Origin of the sequence: Bradyrhizobium yuanmingense, from assembly GCF_025200905.1 — a bacterium.
Lineage (GTDB): Bacteria > Pseudomonadota > Alphaproteobacteria > Rhizobiales > Xanthobacteraceae > Bradyrhizobium > Bradyrhizobium yuanmingense.
This window is the reverse complement of sequence record NZ_CP104173.1, coordinates 813854-840089: the sequence shown is the minus strand read 5'-3', so window position 1 is coordinate 840089 and position 26236 is coordinate 813854. Positions and strand designations below refer to the sequence as shown.

General features: G+C 65.8%; 18 protein-coding genes. 9 read left to right on the top strand and 9 right to left on the bottom strand.

Annotated elements, in window-relative coordinates:
* Positions 1-19 precede the first annotated feature (19 nt).
* Both N2605_RS04020 and N2605_RS04015 read left to right on the top strand, forming a co-directional pair.
* Positions 20-559 carry a VOC family protein gene (locus tag N2605_RS04020; RefSeq protein ID WP_225147757.1) on the top strand — a complete coding sequence of 180 codons (540 nt, stop codon included), beginning with the start codon at positions 20-22 and terminating at the stop codon, positions 557-559.
* Between the two features lie 89 nt (positions 560-648).
* Positions 649-1461, top strand: a complete 813-nt coding sequence (locus N2605_RS04015) for a class I SAM-dependent methyltransferase (RefSeq protein ID WP_260345895.1) — start codon at positions 649-651, stop codon at positions 1459-1461.
* Positions 1462-1490: 29 nt separating this feature from the next.
* Here the strand turns inward: N2605_RS04015 and N2605_RS04010 are convergent, their stop codons facing one another.
* A complete protein-coding gene (locus N2605_RS04010) occupies positions 1491-3032 on the bottom strand; it encodes a L,D-transpeptidase (RefSeq protein ID WP_036026748.1) in 1542 nt (513 codons plus the stop codon).
* Between the two features lie 262 nt (positions 3033-3294).
* Positions 3295-4731, bottom strand: coding sequence for a lipopolysaccharide biosynthesis protein (locus N2605_RS04005; RefSeq protein WP_225147759.1), 1437 nt, complete (start codon positions 4729-4731; stop codon positions 3295-3297).
* Between the two features lie 279 nt (positions 4732-5010).
* Here N2605_RS04005 and N2605_RS04000 point away from each other — a divergent pair, with 279 nt between their 5' ends.
* Both N2605_RS04000 and N2605_RS03995 read left to right on the top strand, forming a co-directional pair.
* Positions 5011-6099 carry a glycosyltransferase family 1 protein gene (locus N2605_RS04000; RefSeq protein WP_225147760.1) on the top strand — a complete coding sequence of 363 codons (1089 nt, stop codon included), beginning with the start codon at positions 5011-5013 and terminating at the stop codon, positions 6097-6099.
* The gene (locus tag N2605_RS03995) at positions 6096-7163 is read left to right on the top strand and encodes an endo-1,4-beta-xylanase (RefSeq protein WP_225147761.1); all 1068 of its coding nucleotides are present in this window, start codon (positions 6096-6098) and stop codon (positions 7161-7163) included. Before N2605_RS04000 ends, N2605_RS03995 begins: the two co-directional genes overlap by 4 nt.
* A 103-nt stretch (positions 7164-7266) precedes the next feature.
* Here N2605_RS03995 and N2605_RS03990 read toward each other — a convergent pair whose 3' ends face one another.
* From N2605_RS03990 to N2605_RS03980, 3 genes are all read right to left on the bottom strand, one after another.
* The gene (locus N2605_RS03990; protein ID WP_036026769.1) at positions 7267-8214 is read right to left on the bottom strand and encodes a DUF6492 family protein; all 948 of its coding nucleotides are present in this window, start codon (positions 8212-8214) and stop codon (positions 7267-7269) included.
* 96 nt (positions 8215-8310) lie between these two features.
* Positions 8311-9105 (bottom strand): protein-L-isoaspartate O-methyltransferase family protein, encoded by a 795-nt coding sequence (locus tag N2605_RS03985; protein ID WP_225147762.1) that lies wholly within the window; start codon positions 9103-9105, stop codon positions 8311-8313.
* 1 nt (position 9106) lies between these two features.
* Entirely contained in the window at positions 9107-12571 is a 3465-nt protein-coding gene (locus tag N2605_RS03980) for an ATP-binding protein (protein ID WP_225147763.1), read from the bottom strand.
* A gap of 136 nt (positions 12572-12707) precedes the next feature.
* On the opposite strand from N2605_RS03980, the gene N2605_RS03975 reads away from it, so the two are divergent.
* From N2605_RS03975 to N2605_RS03965, 3 genes are all read left to right on the top strand, one after another.
* The gene (locus tag N2605_RS03975) at positions 12708-19151 is read left to right on the top strand and encodes a non-ribosomal peptide synthetase (RefSeq protein ID WP_260345890.1); all 6444 of its coding nucleotides are present in this window, start codon (positions 12708-12710) and stop codon (positions 19149-19151) included.
* A 140-nt stretch (positions 19152-19291) separates the two neighbouring features.
* Positions 19292-19465, top strand: a complete 174-nt coding sequence (locus tag N2605_RS03970; RefSeq protein ID WP_197424348.1) for a hypothetical protein — start codon at positions 19292-19294, stop codon at positions 19463-19465.
* Positions 19466-19686: 221 nt separating this feature from the next.
* On the top strand, positions 19687-20418 hold the full coding sequence (locus tag N2605_RS03965) for a 4'-phosphopantetheinyl transferase family protein (RefSeq protein WP_225151652.1): 732 nt from the start codon (positions 19687-19689) through the stop codon (positions 20416-20418).
* 28 nt (positions 20419-20446) lie between these two features.
* On the opposite strand, the gene N2605_RS03960 is transcribed toward N2605_RS03965, so the two are convergent.
* From N2605_RS03960 to N2605_RS03950, 3 genes are all read right to left on the bottom strand, one after another.
* Positions 20447-21472, bottom strand: a complete 1026-nt coding sequence (locus N2605_RS03960; protein ID WP_225147766.1) for a histone deacetylase family protein — start codon at positions 21470-21472, stop codon at positions 20447-20449.
* A gap of 130 nt (positions 21473-21602) precedes the next feature.
* A complete protein-coding gene (locus tag N2605_RS03955) occupies positions 21603-22541 on the bottom strand; it encodes an SMP-30/gluconolactonase/LRE family protein (RefSeq protein WP_036035942.1) in 939 nt (312 codons plus the stop codon).
* Positions 22498-24585, bottom strand: a complete 2088-nt coding sequence (locus N2605_RS03950; RefSeq protein ID WP_225153490.1) for a PQQ-dependent sugar dehydrogenase — start codon at positions 24583-24585, stop codon at positions 22498-22500. The genes N2605_RS03955 and N2605_RS03950 overlap by 44 nt, the downstream gene beginning before the upstream one ends.
* Before the next feature lie 198 nt (positions 24586-24783).
* On the opposite strand from N2605_RS03950, the gene N2605_RS03945 reads away from it, so the two are divergent.
* Both N2605_RS03945 and N2605_RS03940 read left to right on the top strand, forming a co-directional pair.
* Positions 24784-25017 carry a DUF6894 family protein gene (locus N2605_RS03945; protein ID WP_036011788.1) on the top strand — a complete coding sequence of 78 codons (234 nt, stop codon included), beginning with the start codon at positions 24784-24786 and terminating at the stop codon, positions 25015-25017.
* 9 nt (positions 25018-25026) lie between these two features.
* Complete coding sequence (locus tag N2605_RS03940) at positions 25027-25203, top strand: hypothetical protein (RefSeq protein ID WP_172788150.1); 177 nt, start codon at positions 25027-25029, stop codon at positions 25201-25203.
* A gap of 140 nt (positions 25204-25343) precedes the next feature.
* Here N2605_RS03940 and N2605_RS03935 read toward each other — a convergent pair whose 3' ends face one another.
* Positions 25344-26117, bottom strand: a complete 774-nt coding sequence (locus N2605_RS03935; RefSeq protein WP_225153488.1) for an enoyl-CoA hydratase-related protein — start codon at positions 26115-26117, stop codon at positions 25344-25346.
* Positions 26118-26236: the final 119 nt, after the last annotated feature.

The following is a 26236-nucleotide window of genomic DNA, read 5'->3' as shown; positions in this document are numbered from 1 at the left end:
TGACGACAGGAGCGCGGGCATGAGCCGTATCTTCGGCGCGGTGCGCCAGAACGGATATGTGGTGCGGGACATCCACGCCGCGATGAAGCACTGGATCGAGGTGATGGGCGTCGGCCCCTGGTACTACATGGACCGGGTCAAGACCGACTGGTTCCGGCATCGCGGCCGGGATTCGGCCGTCGAGATGAGCATTGCGCTGGCGAATTCCGGCGATCTCCAGATCGAGCTGATCCAGCAGCGCAACGACGCGCCCTCGCTCTACAGGGAATTTCTCGATGCCGGGCGCGAAGGGCTCCAGCACATGTCGTATTGGAGCCACGACTATCAGGCGCTCTACGACAAGGCGCTCGGGCTCGGCTATCGGATCGGCCATGAGGGCCAGATCGGCGGCAACAAGGGACGCTTTGCCTATTTCGACACGCAGGCGCATCCGGGCACGGTGATCGAAATCTCCGACATCAGCGGCACCAAGGGCCCGTTCTTCGAGAAGGTGCGGCAGGCCGCGATGAGCTGGGACGGCACGCGGCCGATCCGCGAGATCGGCGGCGGGAGATCGTAGAACCGATTGCCCGCAATGTACGCCGTTGCTGGCTCTTGCGGGAAACCATGGTAACGTGGCCTCGTGTCCGAACCTTCAGCGAGGCTAGCATGCCCGACACTGACAAGGTTTTCGCCGGCTCGATTCCGAAAATCTACGACGAGTATCTGGTCCCGATGATCTTCGCCGTCTATGCGGAGGACATCGCAAGGCGCGTTGCCGCACGCTCTCCCGCTGTATTGCTCGAGATCGCAGCGGGCACCGGTGCGGTGACGCGTGCCGTGGCGGCGGCGCTGCCGCGCGGCGTTCGATACGTTGCAACGGACCTCAACGAACCGATGCTCGCGGTCGCAGCGCAGCGCCAGGCGAATGACGATCGCATCACCTGGCGCCAGGCGGACGCAATGGCCCTGCCCTTGGGCGACGCCGAGTTCGACGTGGTCTGCTGCCAGTTCGGCGCGATGTTCTTTCCGAACCGCATCAAGGCCTATGGCGAGGTCAGGCGCGTCCTGAAGCCGGACGGCACGTTCGTGTTCAACGTTTGGGATCGCATCGAGGAGAATGCGCTCACGCATGAAGCAACGGTCGCGCTCGAGAAGCTGTTTCCCAATGATCCGCCGCGTTTCATGGTCCGGACGCCGCACGGCTATCACGACAAGGCCGTCATCAGGAGCGATCTCGAACGAGCTGGCTTCCGCGACATCTCGATCGAAGCCCGATCCGAAATCAGCCGCGCGCCTTTAGCCGAAGATGTCGCCATTGCGCTCTGCCAGGGCACGCCGCTGCGCAGCGAGATCGAGGCACGGGATGCCGGCAAGCTTCAGGCTGCGACCGATACGGTTGCGGAGGCAATCCGGGCCCGCCATGGATCCGGTCCGGTGGAGGGCAAGATCCAGGCGATCGTGATCGAGGCCCGCCCGTAGCAGGGGCGTTGGCCGAGGCGGCGCGTCCTTTACCAGAAGCCGCGCTGGAACGGCTGCGCCGGCTGATAGTACTGGTACTGGCTGCGCCGGCGCGGGTTGGCCGGCTGGACGTAGGGATCGCGATAGAAGAAGCCGAAGCCGTTGTCCCAGCCGTCATCGCTGGCGATCATGGCAGGCGCGGTCGGCTTGCGCGTGATGAAGCCGCCTTGCGGCTCGTTGCTCAGCACCGCGACGAACTCGGTGCGGTAATTGGTCTCGCTGCTCAGCGGCTCGTCCGAGACGACGATCGAGGAACGCGGCAACGCGGTCGGTCCGATGCGGTCCCATACGTCCTGCGGGATGGTGATGCGGTCGAGTGCGTTGCGCGCCTCATCGCCGTTCTCGATCGTGACAACGCTCCAGCGCAGGCCCGTCCCGGTCTTCGCCATCGCCGTAAAGATATGCGTGCCGATCGGCTGCTCGGGATTGCGGATCGTGACGGGGACCTCGATGCTGGTGTCGAACACCTCGCCGCCGCCGTCGGGCGCCGGCTTGTGCGTGTTCCGACGCACATAGAGCTTCTGCGTCGCCCGGCTGATGTAGACCGAGACCGGCTCGCCCGCGAGCTTCGCGTCGGTCGCCGCCTTCACGGCCTCGGTCTTTCTGGCCGCAGCGGTCTTCGCGGCTTCCTTGGTCGCAGCCACCGCATCGCGCTTCGGCTGCGCGGCGGCCCTGGCGGCCTCGAGCTGCGTCGCCGCGTCGGCAGCCTTGGTTGCTGCCTTCTGCTTCAGCTCCTCGGCCTTGGCGCGGGCCTGATCCGTCTTGGCATTTGCGAGCATTTTGTCGGCGAAGGCGAGCTCGGCATCGGCGCGGGTCTTCTGCTGTTCCAGCTTGCGCAACGCGGCCGGGAGCGAGGCGGCTTCCTTCGCGGCGGCGGACGCAGCCTTCTTGGCCTCGTCGGCCGCCCTTGTGGCCTCCTCCGCCTCGGCGGAGAGCTTGTCGGCCCGGCCGGGCACGGCCGCGATGGCCTCCGGCTTTGGCACGAACAGCGAGGGATGAGAGAATTCCGTCGGGACCGTGTCATGCGGCGAGACGATCACGCGCATCCCGATATAGGTCTTGTCGAACACATTCTCGGCGAAGCCGAACGGCATTCGCACGCAGCCGTGCGAGGCGGCATAGCCGGGCAGCGGTCCGCCATGCAGGGCGATGCCGTTCCAGGTAATGCGCTGCATGTGCGGCATCCAGGCATCGTCATAAAGGCTCGAGCGATGCTCCCGGTTCTTCTCAAGGATGGCAAAGACGCCAGCCGGCGTCTCGCGTCCGGTGGTGCCGGTCGATACCGGCGCGCGCACGATCCAGCCGTCGGCATCGTAGAAAGTGACCTGCTGGCTCTTGATCGACACGATCGCCATGACCGGATCGCCGGCCACCCGCGGCGCGACTGCCTCGGCCACCTGGCGCTGCTGCTTGGCCGCAATCGCCGGGGTGGCCGCCGCAAGGGTCGCCGCCGCCACGAGCGCCATGATTCCGGCAGGCCCCCGGCGCCCCACCGCCCTGATGGATTGCGCCGTCGTCGATCGGTTTTTCATGCCATCCTCGGTCGAGCTGCCAGTCGGCTGGTATCGCTCACGTGTCAGATTGGAATCGTTGCATTAAGAAATTGCAGTCGCCTTACGTTCCGTCTGTGGCGGGATTCGGTACGTTCGGACGACAAATCTCTCATATACGACGCCTCGCGGAGGCGGAAGGCGGCCGTCAGCCGAGGGCGGCCGGAGCTGGCCTCGATCGCTGCGGCAGAATGTCCGGATCACCTTTTGGTGCGACCGTACGGACGCGCGAATAGCCCTCCCGCTAGACGCCGAGAGCCTTGCGGTTCAACGTTCGCAGGAAACGCAGCGACAACGTTCGCACGTTCGCAACATTGAGCAGCCAGGCCGCGGCCGCATAGGCAAGGCCGCCGGCGAGGCTGACGATGACGAGCGAGGCGAGGCCGGTGCCGCCCACTTGCGCGCGCGCAACAAGGATCGCCGCCGCCATCAATGCCGCGGAGGCGGCAACGCCGGCGAGGCGGTTGAGCTCGAACGGGACCGGATGGGCCCGATGCATCAGGACGAGTGCGACGAGGAAGCCGATCGCCTCGGTTGCCAGCGTCGCCAGCGCCGCGCCGTGAAGGCCGTAGCCGCCGATCAGCGCGAACATCAGGATGACGCTGATCACCAGCGTGAGAAAGGATTGCGCCGCCAGCATGAAGGGCCGCTCGGCGAGCTGGAAGCTGATCTGCACGTAGAACTGATTGGCGATGCCGAAAAGCCGCGCAAGCACCAGTGTCGGCAACAGGGCCGAGACGCCGGCGCGGAAGTCGATCCCGACGAGCGTTCCGGCCACCTGGTCCGCCGCAAGCGCAAGCCAGACCGCAACGGGCGCCACCACGACGAGCAGCAGCTCGAGGCTTTCGGTCAGCCGCTCCCGCGTCGTCTCGCCGTTGTTCTCGGACAATGACCGGAACACCAGCGGCACCGTCGCCGCGGCGACGCTGGATGCGATCATGACCATGAACTGGCGCGGCAGATCGGCGGCAACGCCGAAGATGCCGGCAGCGTCCTTGCCGAGCAGATAAGCGACAATGAGGCGGTCGCAGGCCGAATAGACCGCCACGGACAATCCCGCCAGCGTCAGCGGCAGGCCGTAGCGCGCCAGCTGCATGAACTGGCTGCGCTGGAAGCGCGCGATCCCGGTGCGGTCGCCGACGAGGTTCAGGATGATGCCGGCGAGCGACCCCAGGCCGAATGCGGCGAGCAGCCCCAATCCACCCCAGCCGAGCCAGATTCCGAGAAGACCGAAGCCGACGCTGGAGACGCTGCGCACGATCGAGATCGCCGCGAACCGGTAGGGGCGCAATTTAGCGCGCTCGAACTCCTGGCCGACATCGACTGCATTGGCCATGATCGCGACGAACATGCTGGCGAGCAGCAGCTCGACGCTGACATCGCTGCGGAACAGGACGACCAGCGGAGTGGTGGCGCAGAGCACCGCGGCCGTGAGCGCGAAGGCGACGATTGCCGTGCCACGAAAATCGACCTCCGCCGACATCGCCTGATAGCGCGACACCGACAGCTTGATCCAGGCGAAGAAGATCGCGCCCAGAATCCCGGCAAGGCTGATGCCGACGACATAGACGCCGTACTCCGCCGGGCTGAGGAGCCGCGTATAGGCCGTGACGGCGAAGAAGCCCACCGCCGCAGGCAGGATGTAGGCGACGAGATAGATCGAGAAATGGCGGTTCAGCATGCGAGCACGGGACCGTGGGCGGCCATCAGGATTAACGGATCGTTAAGACGATTGGGTGCGACAATCGGGGCTCGCCGCTGGCATTGCCAAGGATAGGTCAAGGACAAGTCAAGGATAGCCGGATAACCCTGCAAATCGGATCGCTAATGGAGCGAGCACGCGGTTATCGCGCGTTAGCGTTAAATTTGCCCTGTCCTTGAAGGAGCGGGCGCGATCACAGAAAAGAAGCAATGATAGCGAAACGTCGCCCGACTCCTCCGACGCACTGATGTAACTGATATGGACGTTGTCGAACGAACACGGGCGAGATCGACCTCCCTCCCGCGTCGAACCGCCACTGCTCCCGCGGCTCCGGCGTATCCCGGCGCGAAGGGCCGCGACAGGATGGTCCTCAACCTCTTCTTCGAGGAACGAGACGACCGCTGGTTTCCCGGCGACCGTCACCTTCGGCCGCTGCTGCGCCGGTTGCTGCTGGGCAAGTCCTTCATCAGCGGACAGCGGCGCGTTCTGCTCAATCTGTGCGCAGGTCTCGATCGGCTTGGCATTCGCTACCGCATCAACGATTATCGCTACATTCGGAAGCATCCGGAGGAACTGGCCTGCATCATCGGCCGGCCGTTCGTGCTCGACTGGTTCAAGTGGAAGAATCCACTGCTGCTTGGCGTCGCCATGTATGACCATCCGATCGACGCACCAGAAACTCTAGAGGATCTCGACGTGAGGCAGGTGCTGTTGCCGTGCGCCTGGTATGCCGACATGTTCCGTCCGCACTGGCCCCATGTCGGTGCCTGGCCCGTCGGCATCGAGACGGATCTGTGGGTCCCGGCGCCGGCCGCGCAGAAGAAGATCGACGTGCTGTTCTACGACAAGGTCCGCTGGGATTACGACCGGTATCAACCGGAGCTGATCGAGCCGATCCGAAAGTTTCTCGAAGCCAGCGGCCGCACGGTCGAAACGATCCGCTACGGGCAATACAAGGAAGAGGATTACAAGGCCGCGCTGGCGCGCTGCCGCAGCATGATCTTCCTCTGCGAGCACGAGAGCCAGGGCATCGCCTGTCAGCAAGCACTCTCGAGCGGCGTGCCCGTCTTCGCCTGGGATCGCGGCGGACCCTGGCAGGATCCGAAATATTTCCCGGACAAGGTGCGATACGAGGGCAACGTGTCCTCGGTGCCCTATTTCGACGCGCGCTGCGGCATGACCTTCACTGATGCGGGCAGCTTCGCGGCGGGCTGGGGCCGTTTCTGGTCGCAGGTCGACGCAGGAGGCTTCGCGCCGCGCGATTATGTGCTGGACCACCTGACGCTCGAGAAGGGCGCGCTTCACTATTACGAAATCGCGGAAGCCGCGATGCAGCGGCACGCGTGACCGGGCTCGACCGACGCGAATTCCTGCTCGGCAGTGTCGCAACGCTCGCGGCGGGCGCATCGGCGTCCGCGGTGCCGGCCTCGAAACGCGTCCAACGCCGCCCGGGCTACGGCGCAGCCGCCACGCTCTGGGACCTGCAAGCCGATCCGCGGCTCGGCGAGGCCATCAGCACCTATTGCACGCAGGTGGTGCCGGTGCTCGAGCTGAAATGGCCGATGCTGCGGCCGGACGCCCATACGTTCACCTTCGAGCGCGCCGACGCGATCCTGGATTTCGCGCGCGACAACGATCTGACCATGCGCGGCCACGCACTCGCCTGGTATCACGACATTCCGGACTGGACCAAGCAGATCAAGGGCAGCAAGGGCGTCGAACGCGCCTATCTCGACCACATCGGCACCGTCGTTTCCTACTACAAGGACAAGCTGACGTCGTGGGACGTCGTCAACGAGCCGATCCCGGACAATCCGCGCAGCCCGAAGGACCGGCGCGACACCTTCTGGACGCAACATCTCGGCGATCGCTGGATTCCGCTGGCGTTCCGCACGGCGGCCGCGGCCGACCCCTTCGTCAAGCTCGCGATCAACGAATATGACATCGAGTCGGCGAAGGACTCGTTCATCGCCAAGCGGGCGGCCTATCGCACCCTCATCATGGACCTGCTCGATCAGGGCGTTCCGCTCCACGCCGTCGGGCTGCAGGCGCATCTTCACGCCGAGCTTGAGATCGACACGCACGGGCTCGCCAAATTCGTCACCGAGCTGCGTTCCTGGGGGCTCGAGGTTCTCATCACCGAGCTCGACGTCGACGACCAGAAGCTGGCGGGAAGTCCTGCGGAGCGCGACGCCGTCGTCGCCAAGCGCGTCGACGACCTGCTGACGGCCGTTGCCGCGAGCGGCCCGGTGCGGTCGATCCTGACCTGGGGCATCTCGGACCGTTACAGCTGGATCAACGGCACCTTTGCCCGCAAGGACAAGCAGCCGAACCGCCCCCTGCCGCTCGACGGCGAGTTCAAGCCGAAGCCGTTCATGGACGTCATCAGCAAGTTCACGAAGGACGGCTAAAGCGCGATGCGATTAGGATGAATCGTCATCGCGCTTTAGATTATTGTTCGAGCATGATCTTTTCGGAAACCGCTATGCACTTTTCCGGATCATGCTTTAGAAATCAGCGTGTCTTCGGCGTTTCGAACGCGGCCACATCGCCGATATGATCGGGGGCCAGGCTCGGCGCGCGCCGCTCGCGCGAGGACAGGCGGAACACGTCGCGGATGTCGGCGATCGACGTCGACGAATAGGACTGAATGCAAAGCGCGACCTGCTCGGGCGAGGCCGTGCGCATCATCGCTTCGATGGCCGGGCGGTCGAGCGGCGTGTCGTCCCAGTGCGAGACCGCGATGCTGTCTTCGGTGAGCCGATGTCGCGCCAGGTGTTCCGGCGCATTGGCGACGAAGTTTCCGTAAAGCAGATACTCCGAAAACTTCTTCTTCCGGCACAGCGCCAGCGCCCAGCTCAGGCCGGTCGCCGACTTGATCGCGTCCGTCATCGCACGCGCCGTGTCCCTGTCCCAGACCAGCGCGTTGCCGACATAATCGTCCGCCGGGAACGCGCGCTCCTTGATGCCGAGAAGCTGGTCGACGGTGCGCAGCCACAGGCCGTGCAACGGGTGGTCGGCGGCGATCGCTTTGCGCGTGACGAACAGCGGCGTCGTCTCAGCGCCGGCATATCGGCTGACGTCGAACTCGCGGAAGAACAGATTGTCCGAATCCAGGATGCAGACGCGCTGCTCGGGCGCGTTGAGGACGCCGGCGATCTTCAGGATCTGCTGGATGTGCCAGCCGTGCACCGGCGAGGACAGCAGCGACAGCCAGACGCGCCGGCTGCCGAACTGGAGCGCCGGCGGCAGCGCGAACAGCCACTTCGGCAGATAGCGCGAGGCCGGAACGATGACCCGCTTGTCGGACGCGAAGCGCGCGAACAGCGGCACGTCCTCATCGTTAACGAGCACATAATGGCGCGTGTATCCCGACAGCCAGGTGTCGATGCTCTCGCTAAGCAGCGAAAAGCGTTCGATATCCTTGGCGTAGCTGGCAGTCAGCAGGGCAACGGAATGCATGGAGCACGCTCAAATGGCCATCAGACCCGCACTGATAGCGGCAATGCGAGATGCCGGAAACTCACGATCGAAATCAAGGTAAAGCGAAACGAAGTGTTAGCCATCCGACGGCAGCCCCTGCTCCAGCCCGCGAAAGCGGAGCGGCGCCAGGGCTGAGGCGCGCTGCCACCAGTCGGCGACGCGGTCGTCGAGGGCGGTCACGCCGCGGCCCCGGCCGGGAAAGATCCGGATCTGCTGGATCGCCTCTGCCTCGAAACCCCTGGCCCTCCGCGTGATCTTGAGGGCGGCGCCTTCGCGGTCGCGCTGGGTCAGCGGCACCAGAAGACGGCCGCGCGGACGGAGCGACCGCAGCCAGAGCGGGTGCGGGTGCGGGAAGCCGGCATGGACGATGATCACATCGGCGGGCTCGCTCACGTCCTTGCATCCATCGCCGTGGACGACCGTGACATTGCCATAGCCGCGCAAATAGCTCGCCGCCCGGGTCGCGAGCCGCTCGTCGCATTCGATCGCATGGACGCGGCCCTTCTCGCCGACCATCATCGACAGCACCGCCGAGAAATAGCCGAGGCCGCAGCCGATCTGCACCACACGGTCCGTCCGCTTGACGTCGAGAATGTCGATCAAATGCGCCCACAGGCTCGGCAGGCCGGTGTCGAGCTTGCGGCGTGCATCGATCGCGACCAGCACGTTGTCGTAGAGATGAACGGGATCGGCGTCGGACGTCAGCCGGTAGCTGCGCGCCGCCTCGCCCTTGATGCGCCAGGGTCCTCTTGGCAGAAAGTCCTCGCGCGGAACAGCGGCGAGCGCATCGAGCAGACGCTTCGAGGCAATCCGCTCGCGCCTGGCGATCAACTCAGCGTAGCGCGCACGCGCGGCGGCAAGATCGCTCATGTCACAGACCGGCCTGCTCGCGCACCGCCGCGTCGCTACCGAGCTCATCGAGGAGCTGCATCGCCTGCTTCAGGTCCGGCGTGTAAAAGCCCTCGCTGAATTTGCCGACGATCGGCATCAGCAGGAGTCTTGCGTGCTCGCGCTTGCCGGCTTGATGCGACAGGCGCGCGAGGCAGACGGCGGTGCGAAGCTCCCAGGACAGCGCTCCCTGCTTGCGTGCGGTCTCCAGCGAAAGGCCGAACAGGTCCTCCGCCTCCTGTACCGACGCCGGGTCGCCACCCGCCAGCGTGATCTCGCCTTGCATGCGATAGACCTCGGCGAGATAGAAGTGATCGCCGGTCCGCCTTGCGGTCGCAAGCGCACCATCCAGCGCGCGCAAGGCGGCGTCGCGCATCCCGACCTTGGCGTACGTTTCCGCGAGCAGACAGCGGAACCAGCAGCCGGCGAGCCAGGAATCCATCGCCTCGTACTCGTCGAGGCCGAAGCGCATCTGGCCGAGGCCTTCGTCGGCTTCGCCGAGCTGAGCCAGCGCCCAGCCGCGCAGGATCGCCGCCTGCTGCTTCCAGTGCAGGAAATTGTGCTCGGTGGCAATGATCATGGCGCGATTGGCGTAGTCGCGCGTGCCTTCGACGTCGCGCAAATGCTGGCGGAGATAGGCGCCGAACACCAGCGCGAAGGCGAGCGTGAAGGGGTGGCGGATCTTCTCGGCGTTCGCGATCGCCTGCTCGCTGTGCTGGCGCGCCGCGTCGGGCCGACCGAGGAACCACAGGAGGTAACCGAGATAGGACAGCGAAACGACACCGGGATCGATGCCGTGCCGTTCCATCAGGTCGGAGTGCAGATCGGGGCTGAACAGGTTGATGCAGCGGTGCAAATGGTGCTGCGAGGCTGCGAAGCGGCCGCGATAGAGCATGGTCATCGCGATCGCGCGGTGCGCCTCGATCAGATAGCCGGTCTGCTGCGCCGGCTGCGTCCGCTCGTTCAGCCGCTCGCGCTTGGCAAACTTCAACAGCTCGACGCTGAGATCGTGCGCGCGGGTGAGATCGGCGCGGATGAAATGGCACACCCAGAGCCCGCGCGTCGCAGCGAAGACCTTTTCGTCGTCATCGAGCTGACGGCCGAGCTCCAGCGCGCGGATGTAGTTCTCCTCGACCTCCTGCACCGCGTAGCCCTTGGCGGCGATCAGCGCGTTGCCGAGCGCGATGCGCAGCTTGAGCTCCATCTCGTCGGCGCCCTGCATGCGCGCATTGGCCTGCACGACGTTAAGGCCGCGGCGCAGGTGGCCGATCGCCTCCAGATTGGCCCCGGTCTTGGCCGCCTGCTTGCCGGCCTTGAGCCAGAAGCTGGCAGCGCCCTCGCTCTGGCCGGATTCGGTCAAATGATGGGCGAGCAGCTCCGGTTCGCGCTCGGTCCTCTCCGGATACATCTCGGCGAGCACCTGGGCGATCCGCGCATGCAGCTTGCGCCGCTCGCTGTGCAACAGGCTCCCATGCGCGGCGTTCTGGATCATCACGTGCTTGAATGAGTACAGCGCATCCGGCGGATGGCCGCGGCGCATGATCAGCCCGGCTTCCTGCAGATGGCTGAGCGCCGCCTCGATCTGCTCGGCCGGCGCATTGGCAACGGCGTGCAGCGTCTCGTAGGAGAACTCGCGGCCGATCGTGGCGCCGATCTGCGCGATGCGCTTGAAAGGTCCCATCCGGTCGAGCCGCGCCATCAGCGAGTCGGTCAGGGTGGCCGGGATTGCGAGCTGCCGCCACGGTCCCGACAGCACGTAGCGCCCGTGCCGCTCGGTCAGCAGATTGGATTCCAGAACCGTCTTGGTCAGCTCTTCCAGGAACAGCGGCACGCCGTCGGTCTTGACGATGATCTCCTCGACAACCTCCTTGGGCAGCTCGCGTCCCGCGACGCGCTCCACCAGCGTCGTGCGCAACTGCCGGCTCAAGCGGTTCAGGACCAGGGTGGTGATGTGCGAATGCGCGTTCCAGCTCGCCTGGAATTCCGAGCGCGCGGTGATGATCGCCAGGATCGGCTGGTTCTGCACCCGATCGACCAGGAGGTCGACCACCTCGCGGGAGGTCGGGTCGATCCAATGCAAATCCTCGAACGCGATCACCAGCGGCATCTCGCGCGCAAGGCCGAGGAAATGGTTGACCAGCGCCACGACCGTCGCATCCTTCTGCTGCTGCGGCGACAGCTCGAGCGGCGGATAGCGGTCCCCGGTCGGTATCGACAGCAGCGCGGCAAACAGCGGGGTGACCTGCTCAATGTCGCCATCGGCGGCGGCGATCGCGTTCTCCAGGCTCGCCAGCGACAGCGCGGACGAATCCTCGCGATCGAGACCGAGGGAGAATTTGAGCTGCTCGACGAACGGATGGAACGCGGTGGAGGTGTAATAGGGCGAGCACTGCAGCGAGACCTGTCCATGGCGGTCGCCCGATATCCGCTCGAAGATCTCCTGGATGATGCGCGACTTGCCGATTCCGGGCTCGCCGAACTTGACCACGACCTGGCCGTCGCCGTCCTTGGCCTGCTGCCAGCGCCCCATCAACAGCGCGATCTCCTCCTCGCGGTTGACGAGCGGCGTCAGGCGCGTACCCATCGCCGCAGCGAAACGGGTCTCCAACCGCGAGGCGCGCACCACGTGCCAGGCCTGGGCCTTCTCGGAGATCCCCTTCAAGTCGTGGACTCCGAGATTGCGGTAGTCGAACTTCCCCTTCAGCAGCGCCTGCGTCGAGGCCGAGATCACCACGCCGTTGGGCGGCGCCAGGCCTTGCAGGCGCGCCGCGAGATTGACGGTTTCCCCGACCGCGGAGTCGCGTTCTTCGGTGCCCTGCCCGACGAGGTCGCCGACCACAACGAGGCCGGTCGCGATCCCGATGCGGACGGCGGGTGAATGGCTGAGCGCACCACGCGGCTCGACCGCGCGTGCCGTCGACAGCACCCGCACGATCTCGAGCCCGGCGCGCACCGCGCGCTCGGCATCGTCCTCATGTGCGGTCGGATAGCCGAAATAGACCAGGATACCGTCGCCGACGAAACGGGCGGCAAAGCCCTCGTATTGCTTGACCACCCGGACGCAGGTCTCGCGAAAATCCGCGATCATGTCGCGGACGTCCTCCGGATCGAACTGCGCGGACAGCGAGGTGGAATCCACCATGTCGCAGAACATCGTGGTGAGCTGGCGCCGTTCGGCTCCGACCTCCGCCCGGATTTGCGGACGCGGCGCCTCCGCCGGCGCCTCCGTGGTTTCCGCTTGAAACAGCGCCGCCATCGCCCGCTGCAGCCGCTTGCGATCGCCGAGCGGCAATCCGAGCTCGACCAGATCGGCTTCGGTGAGATCCGCGATGACGTCGAGATCGAGGCGGTGCTGCGCGAAAAGATCGGTGTAGTGCCCGAGGCCGATGCTTTCGAGCCAGTGATTCAGCCCACCTTCCAAACTCGTGCTCGGCTCATTCTCCAGCATCGTGATTCTGCCCGACCCTTACTCCGTCGAAGGGCTCGAGGGCCCCTCAACCACAGATTTTGGGGTCCAAACTTCACCTCGGACTGGACGCATTCCCCAACTTCTTGGAAGAATAACTTAATCGGTCCAAAAGGGAATGGCGTTGTCGGACATTGCATCCGGAGCGGACGAAGCATCAGCCGGCACCACGGCCGAAACGAAGGTGTTCGCGCATATCAGCGGCCTTCTCGAATTCTACGCCCGCAGGACGCCGGCGGCGCCCGCACTCCTCGCTCCCGGCCGGCCGGCGCTCAGCTATGGCGCGCTGGCCGAGTCGATCCGGCAACTGGTGCGTGCCTTGCGTGAACTCGGCATCCGTCCCGCAGACCGCATCGCGGTGGCGCTGCCGCTCGGCGCCGATACTGCCCTGGCGCTGCTAGCAGTCGCATCAGGCTGCGCCTGCGTCCCCGTCAACCCCGATCTGACGGCGGACGAGCTGCAACGCTATTTCAGCGAACTGAAGCTGACCGCGCTCGTGACCCGGGCCGACATGAACTCGGCGAGCCGTGACGCCGCCAGGATGCTCGACATCGCATTGATCGATTTCGTGGCGGGGCCCACCCACGATCTCGGCGGCTGCGCGTTCATTGCTCCGGCGATCGGGCCGGCCAATGCCGGCGGCGCTTCGCGCGGTGACGACGATGCGTTCATCCTGCTGACGTCAGGCACGGCGGCGCGACCGAAAATGGTGCCGCTGACCCATCGCAATGTCTGCCTGTCCGCTTACAATGCCGGCCATGTGCTGTCGCTCACGATGCATGATCGCCTGCTCAACGTCCTGCCGCTGTTTCATGCCCATGGCTTGATCTCCGGCCTGCTCACGGCGCTGGCCGCGGGCTCCAGCGTGATCTGCACCGACGGTTTCGACGCAGCGTCGTTCTTCGGCTGGATGCGGGAGCTGCAACCGACCTGGTACACGGCGGTGCCGACCATTCATCGCGCATTGCTGACGGCGGCGGAAGTAAACCCCGACCGCGCCCGACCATCGTCGCTGCGCGTGATCCGGTCGGCTTCGGCCTCGCTCGCGCCGACGATTCTCGCCGGGCTGGAGACAACGTTCGGCGTTCCCGTGCTCGAAACTTACGGCATGACCGAGGCGGCCTCGCAGATTGCGGCCAATCGGTTCGAGCTGCGCAAGGTCGCGTCGGTCGGTCGCGCCGCCGGCCCGGAGATCGCGATCATGGACGAGACCGGCCGCACGCTCGCAAGCGGGGCGCACGGCGAGATCGTGCTGCGCGGGCCGAACATGAGCCGCGGCTATTATAATGACGAGCCGGCGACGCGGGCCGCATTCCGCAACGGCTGGTTCAGGACCGGCGACCTCGGCTATCTCGATGACGACGGCTATCTCTTCATCGTCGGCCGCATCAAGGACGTCATCAACCGCGGCGGGCAGAAGATATCGCCGCTGGAGGTGGAAGACGTCCTGCTCAGCCATCCGGCGGTGCTGGAAGCCGGCGTGTTCGCGGTCCCGCACCAGAAGCTCGGCGAGAACGTCGCGGCCGTCGTGGTGCTGCGGCCGAACGCCGAGGCGACCTCGGACCAGTTGCGCCAATTCGCGCGAAAGCGGCTTGCGGCCTACAAGATACCGAGCCTGATCCGCAGCGTGGCGGCGCTGCCGAAGGGCGCCAGCGGCAAGGTCAAGCGCAACGCCCTCGCCGGGCTGATTGCAACGGTCGACGCGGACGACGAGACCCGGCTGCCGCGCAATGCGGTCGAGAGCCAGCTCGCCGAGATCTGGGCCGGCCTGTTGGAGCTGCCGCAGGTCGGCGCCGACCAGGACGTCTTCGCGCTCGGCGCGGATTCGCTCGCGGTGACACAGATGCGCTCGCGCCTGCGCGACCGCTTCAATGTCGACTTCTCGTTCGAGGATATCTTCGATTGCCCGACGGTCGCAGCGCTTGCGGCCCGGATCGAGACCGCCGCAAGCCGGCGCGAGACGGCGCTGCCGGGCTGGCGCCGGCTTGCAGGCACGGACGCACCGCTGTCGTTCCAGCAGCAGCGGATGTACGTGCTCTCGCGACTGGACCCGACGCGGTACAATTATAACGTCGTCGAGATCGCCGTCCTCAAGGGCCCGGTCGACGCCGCCGCGCTGTCTGCGAGCCTCGCTGCGATCTCAACGCGCCATGAGGCGCTGCGCTCGGTGTTCGTCGAGCGCCAGGGCGAGCCGATGCAACTCGTGCTGTCATCGACGCCGCGGCTGGAGCGCATCAAGCTCAAGCCATGCCCTGCGGGCAGGCGGCCTGCGGCAATCCGGCGCGAGGCGCTCAGGCTTGCGCAACGTCAGTTCGACCTGGCCCACGCGCCGCCCCTGAAGACGACACTGCTGTCGTTCGACAGGAACAACCATGCGCTGGTGGTCAACGTCCATCACCTCGCCACCGATGGCTGGTCGCAGCGGCTGTTCTGGCAGGAGCTCGCCGTCCATTATGCCGCGACACGCAAGAAGCATTCGGCCGCACTGCCGCCGCCCGCTTTCCAATATCGCGACTTCGCACTCTGGCAGCAAAGCTGGGCGCAGACGCCCGCGGCCAGGGAGCAGCTCGATTATTGGCGGACCCAGCTCGACGGCGTCACCATGCTGCCGCTGAGAACCGACAGGCCGAGACCTGAGATCTGGAGCGGACACGGAGCGCGTCACTACCTTGAATTCTCAAAGTCCCTCTCGTCCGAGCTGCGCGCGTTGAGCCAGAACCAGGGCGTCACGCCGTTCATGACGCTGCTCGCCGCTTTCCAGTGCCTGTTGTTCCGCCACACCTCGCATGAGGACGTCGCCACGGGATCGCTGATCGCCAACCGCAACCAGATCGAGAGCGAACGCCTGATCGGGCTGTTCGCCAATACCCTGGTCCTGCGCAACGATTTCAGCGGCGATCCGAGCTTCGGCGAGATGTTGCGGCGGGTGCGGCAGGTCACGCTGGACGCCTACCGCAACCAGGACCTTCCGATCGAGGAGGTGTTGCGCGCATTGCGGGTGGCGCGCCGCAGCGACGGCAATCCGCTGTTCCGGATCATGTTCATCCTCCAGAACGCCTCGATCGAGGCAGCGCGTTTTCCTGGCCTGTCGACCCGGCGGCTGGAAGTCGATCCCAGGGTGGCGCGGTTCGACATCACGCTCGAACTGGTCGAGGCCGATGGCCGCTTCACCGGCTTCTTCGAATACGCCACCGATCTGTTCGAGGCCGCGACGATCGAAGCCATGGCGGCCCAGTTCAAGGCGCTGCTCAAGGCCGTCATCGCCAATCCGGAACAGCGCATCTCGCGCCTGCCGCTCCTGACCGAGGCCGAACGTCGGCAAGCGCTGGCAAAAGGCCGGGGCATGCCGGCCAATTTCACCACACGCGGCAACTTGAGCGAACGCTTCGAGCGCCAGGCGAGGAAGACGCCGAACGCAGTCGCGGTCTCGGACGGTCGCACGTCCCTGACCTATCGCGAGCTGGCGCGTCGCACTGGGGCGGCCGCGCGCTGGCTTGCCCGTGAGGGCGTCGGCGCCGAGAGCGTGGTTGCCCTGCTCGCGGAGCGCGGGCCCGACCTGCTCGCCGCGATGATCGCGGTGCAGCGCGTCGGCGCGGCCTTCCTCAATCTCGATCCCGACCAGCCGACGGCTAGGCTCTCGACCATCCTCGGATCGAGCTGTGCCCGCGTGCTGCTGACCGGGCGGGCTCAGTCTGCCATGGTCGAGGCCCTGCTCGAACCGCTGGTCGAGCGCATCCCGGTGGCCGAGCTCGACGACGCTCTTGCATCCGGGTCGACAAAGCCGGCCCGCGCCGCACGCCGCGCCGCCTCGAGCCTTGCCTATCTCGTCTATACGTCCGGCTCCTCCGGCGCGCCGAAGGGCGTCATGATCGAGCAGCGCGGCCTGTCGAACCATCTGGCCTCGCTCATCTCCGAACTCGGCCTCTCGCCTAAGGACGTGATCGCGCAGATCGCGCCGCAGAGCTTCGTCATTTCGGTCTGGCAATTCCTCGCCGGTCCCATGGTCGGCGCGCGCGTCCATGTCTGCGGCAGCGCGATCGTGCAGGACCCGATGCTGCTGGCGCGCGAGATCGAGCGCGAGGGCATCACGGTGCTCGAGATCGTGCCCTCGCTGCTGCGCCTCATTCTCGAGCGTATGGACGAGGCGCCGATCCGGCGCGCCTTCGCGAAGCTGCGGCTGCTGATCTCGACCGGCGAGCCGTTGCCCGTCGAGCTCTGCCGCGCCTGGTTTGCCCGCTGCCCGAGGGTGCCGCTGATCAATGCCTATGGCGCGTCGGAATGCTCCGACGACGTCTCCCTGCATCGCCTTACCAAGGCGCCGGCGATCGCGACGGCCAACGTTCCGGTCGGGGCGCCGCTGCCGAACACGCAGCTCTACGTGCTCGACGCGCAGCTCCAGCCGCAACCGATCGGCGTGACCGGCGAGCTCTGCATCGGCGGCGCCGGAATCGGCCGCGGCTATATCAACGATCCCGCGCAGAGCCGGCAGCGCTTTCTGCCCGATCTGTTCTCGCGCCAGGCCGGCAGCCGGCTCTACCGGACCGGCGATCTGGCCCGGCGCCGCGCCGACGGGACGATCGAATGCCTCGGCCGCGCCGACCATCAGGTCAAGATCCGTGGCTATCGTATCGAGCTCAAGGAGATCGAGAACGCGCTGGCCGAGCATCCAAGCGTGCGCGCCGCCATCGTCGAACCGCGCCGCGAGGCGAGCGGCGACATCAGGCTGATCGCCCATGTCGTCGCCAAGCCCGGCAGCCGGAGCAGCGCCAGCGAGCTGCGCGACTTCCTGAAGAGCCGCCTGCCCGTCCACGCCATCCCCGCCGCCTTCCTGTTCCTGGATCAGGTGCCGCTCAACGCCCATGGCAAGATCGACCGCTCGGCGCTGCTGGCGTCCGTCCTGCCGGAAACGTCCGGCGCGGATGCGGTCGTCCCGGCGCGGCACTTCACCGAAAAGGTGCTCTCTGACATCTGGATCGACCTGCTGAACGTCGAACGCATCGGTGTTACCGACAATTTCTTCGACCTCGGCGGCCATTCGCTGCTGGCCGGCCAGGTGATGGCGCGCATCGCGCGGGCGCTCGGCGTCTCGTTGCCGATCAAGGCCATCTTCGAGGCGCCGACGATCGAGGGGTTGGCGCGGCGGGTCGAACAGACCGTGGCCACGAAGCCGCACGAGCCTGCCGCAAGCCTGCCGCGATCGGCTGCGGGCGGGCCGCCGGCCCCTTCCATCGGACAGGACCAGATGCTGCACATCGAGCGGAATCTGCCGGGGCTGCCGCAGCTCAACCTGCCCTTCGCCTTCCGCCTGCAGGGCCCGCTCGATTCGGCCGCCCTGGCAAAGGCGATCGACGACGTGGTGCGCCGGCACGAATCGCTGCGCACCGCGTTCGCCTGGAACGGCGATGAGCCGGAAAGCCGCATCGCCGCGCCACGCACGCTCGGCCGAATCATGACGGTCGAGACGATCGGCGACGGTCATTCCCACAACAACAAGCGGCGCAAGGCGCTCGAGCTCAGGAAGATCGATCTCCTGATCGAGCAGGAGGCCTATACCCCGATCGACACCACGCGCGCGCCGCTGTTGCGCGCCCGGCTGTTGCGGCTCCACGACGATGACCACGTGCTGCTGCTGACGTTGCATCACGCCGTCGTCGACGGCTGGTCGATCGGCGTGCTGTTCGAGGAATTGTCGAGCCGCTATGCCGCGCTGGCCGGATATCCGTCTGCGCCGCTGCCGAGCCCGCCGCCGGCCTTTTCGGACGTGGCACGCTGGCAGCGCTGGTGGTGCGGCACCGACGCGGCGCGCCGCCAGGCTTCCGACTGGATCCTGAATTTGCGCGGAGCGGGTCCCCTCTTCGACGGCGAATCGAGCCCGGGCGCCTCCACCGGGCATCATCCGGTCTGCCTCGAGCGCGAGCTGATCGCCCGGCTGACGGCGTTTGCGGGCCAGCACAATTGCACGCTGTTCATGTGCTTCCTCACCGGCCTGAAGGCCATGCTGCTGGCCCGGACGGGCCGCACCGACATCGCGGTCGCGACCGCGATGGCCAATCGTGCCCAGCCGGACACCGACCGGATCATCGGCCCGTTCGAGAACACGGTGATCGTCCGCACGACAATCACGCCGGACCTGTCTTTCGCGCAGGCTCTGCTGCGGGTGCGCCAGAGCGTGCTCGAGGCGCATGCGCGGCAGGAGCTGCCGTTCAACGTCCTGGCCGATCGACTGGAGCAGGAGGGGATCGATCCGGCCTCGCTGCTCCAGGTCTATTTCACGCTGCAGAATCCGTTGCGCCGGCCGCTCGATCTCCCGGATCTCGCGACGGAATCGATCGGCAACGTCGCGCGCGAAGGCCAGCCGGTGCTGCCGATCGACCAGACCTGGCTGTCGCTGATGCTCAAGGAGCGCCCGACCGGCATTACCGGCTCCTGCAATTACAAGCGCGATTTGCTCGAGGGCCGAGCGGTCGGCGAATGGATGGAGGACCTCGTCGCCCTGCTGACGGCGGCGATCGCCCAGCCCAACGCACCACTCGGCAGATTGCTCGCGCGCAGGGCCGCTTGATGCCGCGACATCGCGCCAGAATACGGGTTCACGCCCCAAAGCTGTGAATGATCAAGTTGCAGCTTGATTATTTGGCGTCGTCGCGCAAGATTATTCTCGGATTTTGATTTGGGATGATCATTTTCAACCGGGGGAGTGTTATGGGTTTCATCAAATTTACCAAGAAGACCTCGCTCAGCGCGGAGGACCGCAAGGCGCTGCAAGACCTGCTCAATTTCGAGAAGCAAAAACTCCAGCTCGCACTGAAGGATGTCGACGCCAGCCTTAAGGCTCTGCGCGGGTCCAAGAAGAAGAAGAAGTCCAAGAAGAAGTAAACTCGTCGGTCGGGGACGGCCGTACGAATCTTCGCAGAGCGGCCGCTTGCGTGTCGAGTTTGGGGGCTCGCACAAGCTTGCGCCTGTAAACCGGCCTGCAAATCGACAAGAATTCGCCCGGGTGGACCGCTAGGTACGGTCCTCTCGGCTGATTCTTGCGCAGTTGTTTCTTCCGTCGGCACCGAGGGATTTGGCCTCGCCCGACGCCATGGGCCCAATTGATGGCAGACGACAGAATCGAACTCTTTGTCGGACTGATCGAGAGCATTGACGTGCCGGGCGCGGCGGAGGCGTGCCGACGCCTGCTCTCCGTCGACGAGCGGGCCCGGGCCGATCGCTTCGTGTTCGAGCGGCATCGGCGGCAATACATCTTCGCGCATGCGATGTTGCGCCTGGCGCTGTCACAGGTCGCTTCCAACGTCGCGCCCACCGACTGGTCGTTTGGCGCGGGCCGCTATGGCCGGCCGTTCGTCGCAGCACCAGCCACCTCGACCGCGCTGCATTTCAGCCTGTCGCATGCCGACGGCTGCGTCGCCTGCGTGGTGTCGCGGCATGAGGCCGTCGGGGTCGACGTCGAAACCGTGTCGCGGCGCGTCGCGCCGCTGTCCACCGCGCTTCGCTTCTTTGCGCCGGAAGAGGTCGAAGCCTTGCGCGGACTGCCGGAGGCCGCGGCGATCGAGCGCTTTTTCGATTATTGGACGCTCAAGGAGGCCTATCTGAAGGCCAGGGGCTTCGGGCTCAATCTGCCGCTCGACGCCTTCGCCATGCAGGTGTCACGCGAGGCCATCGAGATCAGCTTCAAGCCCGACATCGTCGACGATCCGGACGCCTGGCGCTTCTCGCTGTGCTCGCCATCGCCCGCGCATCGCCTCGCGATCGCCGACGGCTCCCGCACCGACGGCGGCCTTCCCATCAGCCGCCATGCCTGGCCCCTCCGCGAAGCGGCTGAGTGAGGCGGGCAAGCGGAGAGGCGAAGCGATCTCACCGCGCTTCTTCGAATCCTGCCAGCACAGAGGTCAGGTTGGCGCCGAGAATGTCCGAGAGATAGCCGCCTTCCTGCACGAGCACGGTCGGCAGGCCCAGCTTCGCGATGGCCTGGCCGATGCGGCGGAAGCCGGGTGTGGTGACGGCCAATCCCTTGAGCGGATCGTGCTCGGAGGCATCGAGGCCGAGTGCGATGACGAGGGCGCCGGGTGCAAAGGATTCGATCGCCTTGCGCGCGATGTCCAGCGCCTGGAGATAGCCGTCATCGCCGGTGCCGATGGGAAGCGGAATGTTGAGGTTGGTGCCGAGGCCGGGTCCTTCGCCGCGCTCATGGGCATAGCCCCATACGTACGGATAATACGCAACGGGGTCGGCATGGATCGAGATCGTGTAGACGTCGGGCCGGGCATAAAAGATGCCTTGCGTGCCGTTGCCGTGATGGACATCGACGTCGAGGATCACGACGCGCTCATGCTTCTGCCGCAGATGCGCCGCCGCGATCGCGCTGTTGTTGAGAAAGCAGAAGCCGCCGGCCATGTCGCGATAGGCGTGATGGCCGGGCGGACGGCAGAGCGCGTAAGTTGCGTCCTCGCCATCCATCACCATCTGCGCTGCGGTCACCGCAACATCGGTGGCGGCGCAGGCCGCGGCCCACGTGCCCGGGCCGATCGGCGCTGCGGTGTCGGCGGTATGCCAGCCGAGCTTGCCGACGATGTGGGTCGGATAGGTCGCGGCATGGCGCACGGGATGGATATTGCCGATCATCTCCGGGCCGGAATCGCCGAGCGCCGTCCAGGCGTCCCAGGCTTCGCTGAGGAACGACAGGTATTCCGGGCTGTGAATGCGTGCGCGCGGACCGGGCCCGAACTTGGTTGGCTCGACCAGTTGATGCCTGCCGTCCTTCAATCCCCTGAGCAGGCGATCGGCGCGCTCGGGCTGCTCTGTGGTGCGCTTGACGACACCACGCACCAAGAAGAATTGCGGATCGTGGCTGCGGTGCAGCTCGGTATAGACGGCTTTCACTCAACACTCCGTGGTCGCCTGCTACTGGACGTGCCGCAGAGTCTTGATCGCCACGGCCGCCGGATGCAAGCAAGAAAAATGCCGTCCATCGTCGCGCTGCCCTGCGCGGAAAGCAGAGCGCTTGCGAAGCTCAGCAACGCCCACGCTGGAGGCAGTGCTCGCGGCCCTGCTGGTCGGTGCGGAAGGACTCGATGAAGCCACCCTGGCGCTGGGTGACGAAGACGGTCTTGCCGTCGCTGCCGCCGAAGGCAATGTTGGTCGGCTCCTTGGCCTTCAGCGGGATCTCGCGCTCGACCGCGCCGGTCGGCTTCATCAGCGCGATCGTGCCCTTGAGAATGCGCGCGACGTACAGGCGGCCGGCAACGTCGGTGCGCAGGCCGTCGATGGTGTCGGGCTGAAACGCCTTGACGAGTTTTGCAGCCGTCAGCTCGTTGCCGCTGATCGCATAGGACCAGATCTGGCCGCTGCTGGATTCGCCGACATAGAGCGTCTTGCCGTCAGGGCTGAGGTCGATGCCGTTGGTGGTGCCCATGGCGCGCGGCGTCGACATCACCTGCCCCCGCACCGTACCGTCCGCTCCCCTGGCGATGCGCCAGATGTGGCCTTCGCGCCCCTTCCAGTTCGGATCGCTCGCATAGATCGTGCCGTCCGGCGCGATCGTGATGTCGTTGGGCTGGCTCATCTCGCCGGAGTGAAACCACACCGCGGGCTTGGTCGCACCCTTGGGGATGGCGAAGATGTTGTGCTTCTTGTAGTCGGCGATGAACATGGTGCCGCTGCGATCGAAACGGATCGCGTTGCCGACGCTGCCTTCGGGGAGCGTCGTGAACAGCTCCGAGGCGGCGCCACCAGCGGGCAATTTGCCGATGGTGCCGGGCTTGCCGAGATTGACGACGAACAGATTGCCGTCGAGATCGGCGGCCGGCCCTTCGATGCCGAAGGTGTATTCGCTGGCGGGCGTCACCTGTGCGCTTTCGAACAGCTTCGTTTCGGCAGCGGCCGGCAGCGTCGTGACCAGCAGGATGCTACTGCACAGGCACCAGAAGTTCCTGCCGGATGTAATAGCCATCGCCGTCGGTGCACTCGCCGTTCAGATAGGGATCGGCTGGCCGGAAGAATCGGCTAAAGCCGGGTCTGTCTACAGCGCTCCTTTGTGTCACGACGACGACGTTTCCAGCCGGTATTTCGCCGCATTCCTTGTTGGCCTTGCTGAAAAACTTCCGCTGCGGCGGGCCTGGCTTGATCCGCATCCGCGTGCCCGGCACCATTTTGGCGACGAACAGGTCCGCGGTATCGAGCAGGCGCGTGTAACCAGGCTCGGTCTTGGGCAGGCTCTCGCCGCCCGGCGGCATCAGCTTCTCGGCGCCTAGGCCGCGCAGGCGCGTCCGCAGCCTGCCGGCGTCGGGATCGCCAGGGTAGATCCAGCCGTCCTGCGCCAGCATGAAGTGCAGCACCGCCCTGTCCTTCTCCGCATCCGATTGCCCCGCGCTCAGGCCGAAATCCGAATGGCAGCCGACGCAATGCTTCTCGACGAGGCCCTTGCGCAAGGTGGTAAGGCGAACGCCGTTCTGCGCGTCTCTGGCGACGAAAGCCGCGAGCTGGTCGATCATCGCCTGGCTGCGCGTATCGCAGGGGAGAGGCGCAGGCGCTTCGCCAGCAGCGCGATCGATCCGGATCACGGTCTTGTTCTTGTCCTCGACCAGCCAGATCGCGCCGTCCTCGGCAACCGTCATGCCGACCGGCGCACCTTGCGGCCGCGCGCCGTTGACGCGGTGCCAGCCGGCGATCAGCTCTTCGAACGGCGCGGCGGCGACCTCGCCGGCGTCGGTCCGGAAACTGCGGGTCGGCTCGGCCGCGCAACTGACGTGATAGCGCACCGGTGCCGCGCTGGGCTTTGGAAAGCCGTGATCGTCGACGTCATAGACCAGCAGCCGGCTGCCGGTCGGCCGATAGCCGTGCAGGCCAACCAAGAGCTTGCCTTCCAGCTCGGGGAATTTCGCGCCGTGGTAATACAACATCGCGAGCGGCGCCCCGTGTGGCGGCAGCAGTGACAACGGCGCCTTGTAGAGCACATTGGCCGAGCAGAACGACTTGTACGTGCCTGATTGCAGCACTAGCCTGAATTCCGGGCTCGGCGTCGACAAATCGTAGCAATAGGGCCAGCCGTAGTGCCTGCCCTGCTCGATCGCGTTGATCTCCTCGTTCGGCTTGAAGATGTCGGGCAGGTCGCGGGCGTTCTCGCCTTGCAGGAAGGCGTAGCCAGCGTCCGGAAACTTCGGGTGCAGCACCAGCGCCATCGAGTTGCGCAGGCCGCGCGCATAGACAATGTGCGGCGGGTCGGGATCGCCAGGTTTCAATGCCGGGAAGACGCCGCCTGCGGGCGGCGTGAACAGCCAGATCGATGCCAGCGCGGACACGCCCTCGGCCGCCGCACAGGGTCTTGTGATCGGCGCAGGCGTGATGCAATCGTCGCTGTGCGAGCCGACATTGACGAACAGCCGGCCGTTCCGGTCGAACACGAACTGCTTGAGCGGATGCGCGCTCTCATCAGTCCTCGTGCCATCGGGCAGCGTGATCCGACGGCCGGGCAAGTGGCGGATGATGGTCTCGACCGTGCTGCGTGGATTGTCCGCGAGCGGGTCGAACCGGAAGATCGTCTCCGCGGTCGAGGCATAAAGCTTTTTGTCCGGGCCGATGACGAGAGCGAACGGATATTCTATCCCCGTCAGCAGCTCCTTGAAGCGTTGCCCCTGCGGGGCACGCGGATCGAGCAGCAGCAGCCGCCCGTCGGTGTGGCCCCAGCCGCCCATATCGGCGACCACCAAAAGGTCGCGGCCGGGCACCTGGACGATCGAGCGCGGAAATTTGAGGCGGTCCCCCTCGCTGGCGACGAGGCCGGCGCAATATCCCGCCTTCATGTCGATCTGGATCCTGGGAAAGGCGAGATCGCCGCTGCCGCAGGCTTCCGCGCCGATCGCGTAGCCGCTCTTTCTGACCGGCTCGGACGAAGCCGGGGCGAAGCCGAGCAGCGCGGCGGCGAAGCCCGCTGCAAGAACGACCGCTGCAGGCAAGCGCAAATTTGGCCGTTCGCGATCGAATGTGAACTGGTTCACCGTGAGCCGCCTTCCCGCGGGCGTTGTTCCATGCCGCCGCGGTGCCGTCCAGTCATCACCCGCCTGTGATTAAACCTGTAACGACCTTGGGTCCGACCAATATCCGTAGATTTCCTTACCGGGCTCGACCCGAATGTTTCGCGAATGCTTGGGGTGGTATCGGTTTGCCGTCCCGATCGCTTTCTACAGGAGGCGCCTATGGTCCAGGTCTATTTTCACTGCTCCAACACCGAGGGCACGCTGATCGACCGCTACGGCGCCGCAGTCGCCAATCTGACCGAGGCGCGCGACCGCGCCGCTCAGATCATGAACTCGATGATCCAGACCCCCGGCGCCGAGGACTGGCGCGACTGGGTGATCCACGTCAGCGGCTCCGACGGCGAGGATCTGTTCGACCTCCCCTTCACCGCCATGCTCGGCAAGCCGCATTGAGGTGATGCCATGTTGCTCGCTTCATTGAGCCTGCTGCGCCAGCCCCTCAGCTTCGTCGCCACCAGATGGCAGACGCTGATCCGCGTCGCAGCCAATCCCTACCGCCCCGAGCTGCACTACATGCGCGGACCCGGCCCGAAATGGCGCGCCAAGTACCAGGCCAGCCGGCTGGATCGCATGCGCTGAGCGCGCGGCCGTAGAAATCGCACTAATCGTCGTCATGGCCGGGCTTGACCCGGCCATTCCACGTTTTGGGGGCTCGGATAGGAAGACGTGGATGCCCGGGACAGCCCGGGCATGACGGTTGGATGAGAAGCATGCCCACCTCACCTCGCGGTAAACTTCGCCTTGCGCTTCTCCACGAACGCATTGCGGCCTTCCATGGCGTCCGCGCTCTTGCGGATCGTGGCCTGAAGCTCGATCTCGCGGCGGAACTGCGCTTCATAGGTCGCATGCTCGCTCTCCTCGACCAGAGCGCGGGTTGCGACCAAAGCGCGCGTCGGTCCTTCGGCGAGGCGGCGCGCCAAACCTAACGCCTCATCCATCAACTTGGCGTCGTCGACGACCTGCCGGACCAGGCCGATCTCCTGGGCGCGTTCCGCCGTCAGCGGCTCATTGAGCAGCATCAGCTCGAGCGCGCGCTGCCGGCCGATCAGCCGCGGCAAGAGCCAGGTCGAGCCGAGATCGGGCACCAGCGCGATGCGGCTGAACACCTGGATGAAGCTCGCCGACCGCGCCGCGACGATGATGTCGCCGGCCATTGCGAGACTGAAGCCGCCGCCGGCCGCGACGCCATTGACGGCAACGACGACAGGCACTCGGCATTCGCGCAAGGCCTTGAAGGCCGGCCAGTAGAAGCGCATCACGCCGGCCGCGATGTCCTCGCCGAGCGCCTCTGAGGCTTTCAAATTCTGTCCTGAGCAAAATCCCCGCCCGGCGCCCGTGAGCACCAGCGCGCGGATGGCCTCGTCCCCCGTCATTTCGCCGACGGCTAGGGCAAGTGCGCCGAGCAGGTCTGGCGTCATCGCGTTGAGGCTGGCCGGCTCGTCGAGCGTCAGGATCCCGACCGCGCCATCCCGCGCCTGTTTCACACCAGCCATGCCGCGCCTCCCTTTCGATGTTCTCGTTGGCGGCAATGTGCCATTGTCCGCGCGCTTCGCCAATCGCAGAGCTTTCAACCTCAGTGCACGACGCAACTGAATCCAGAGATCAAGACGAC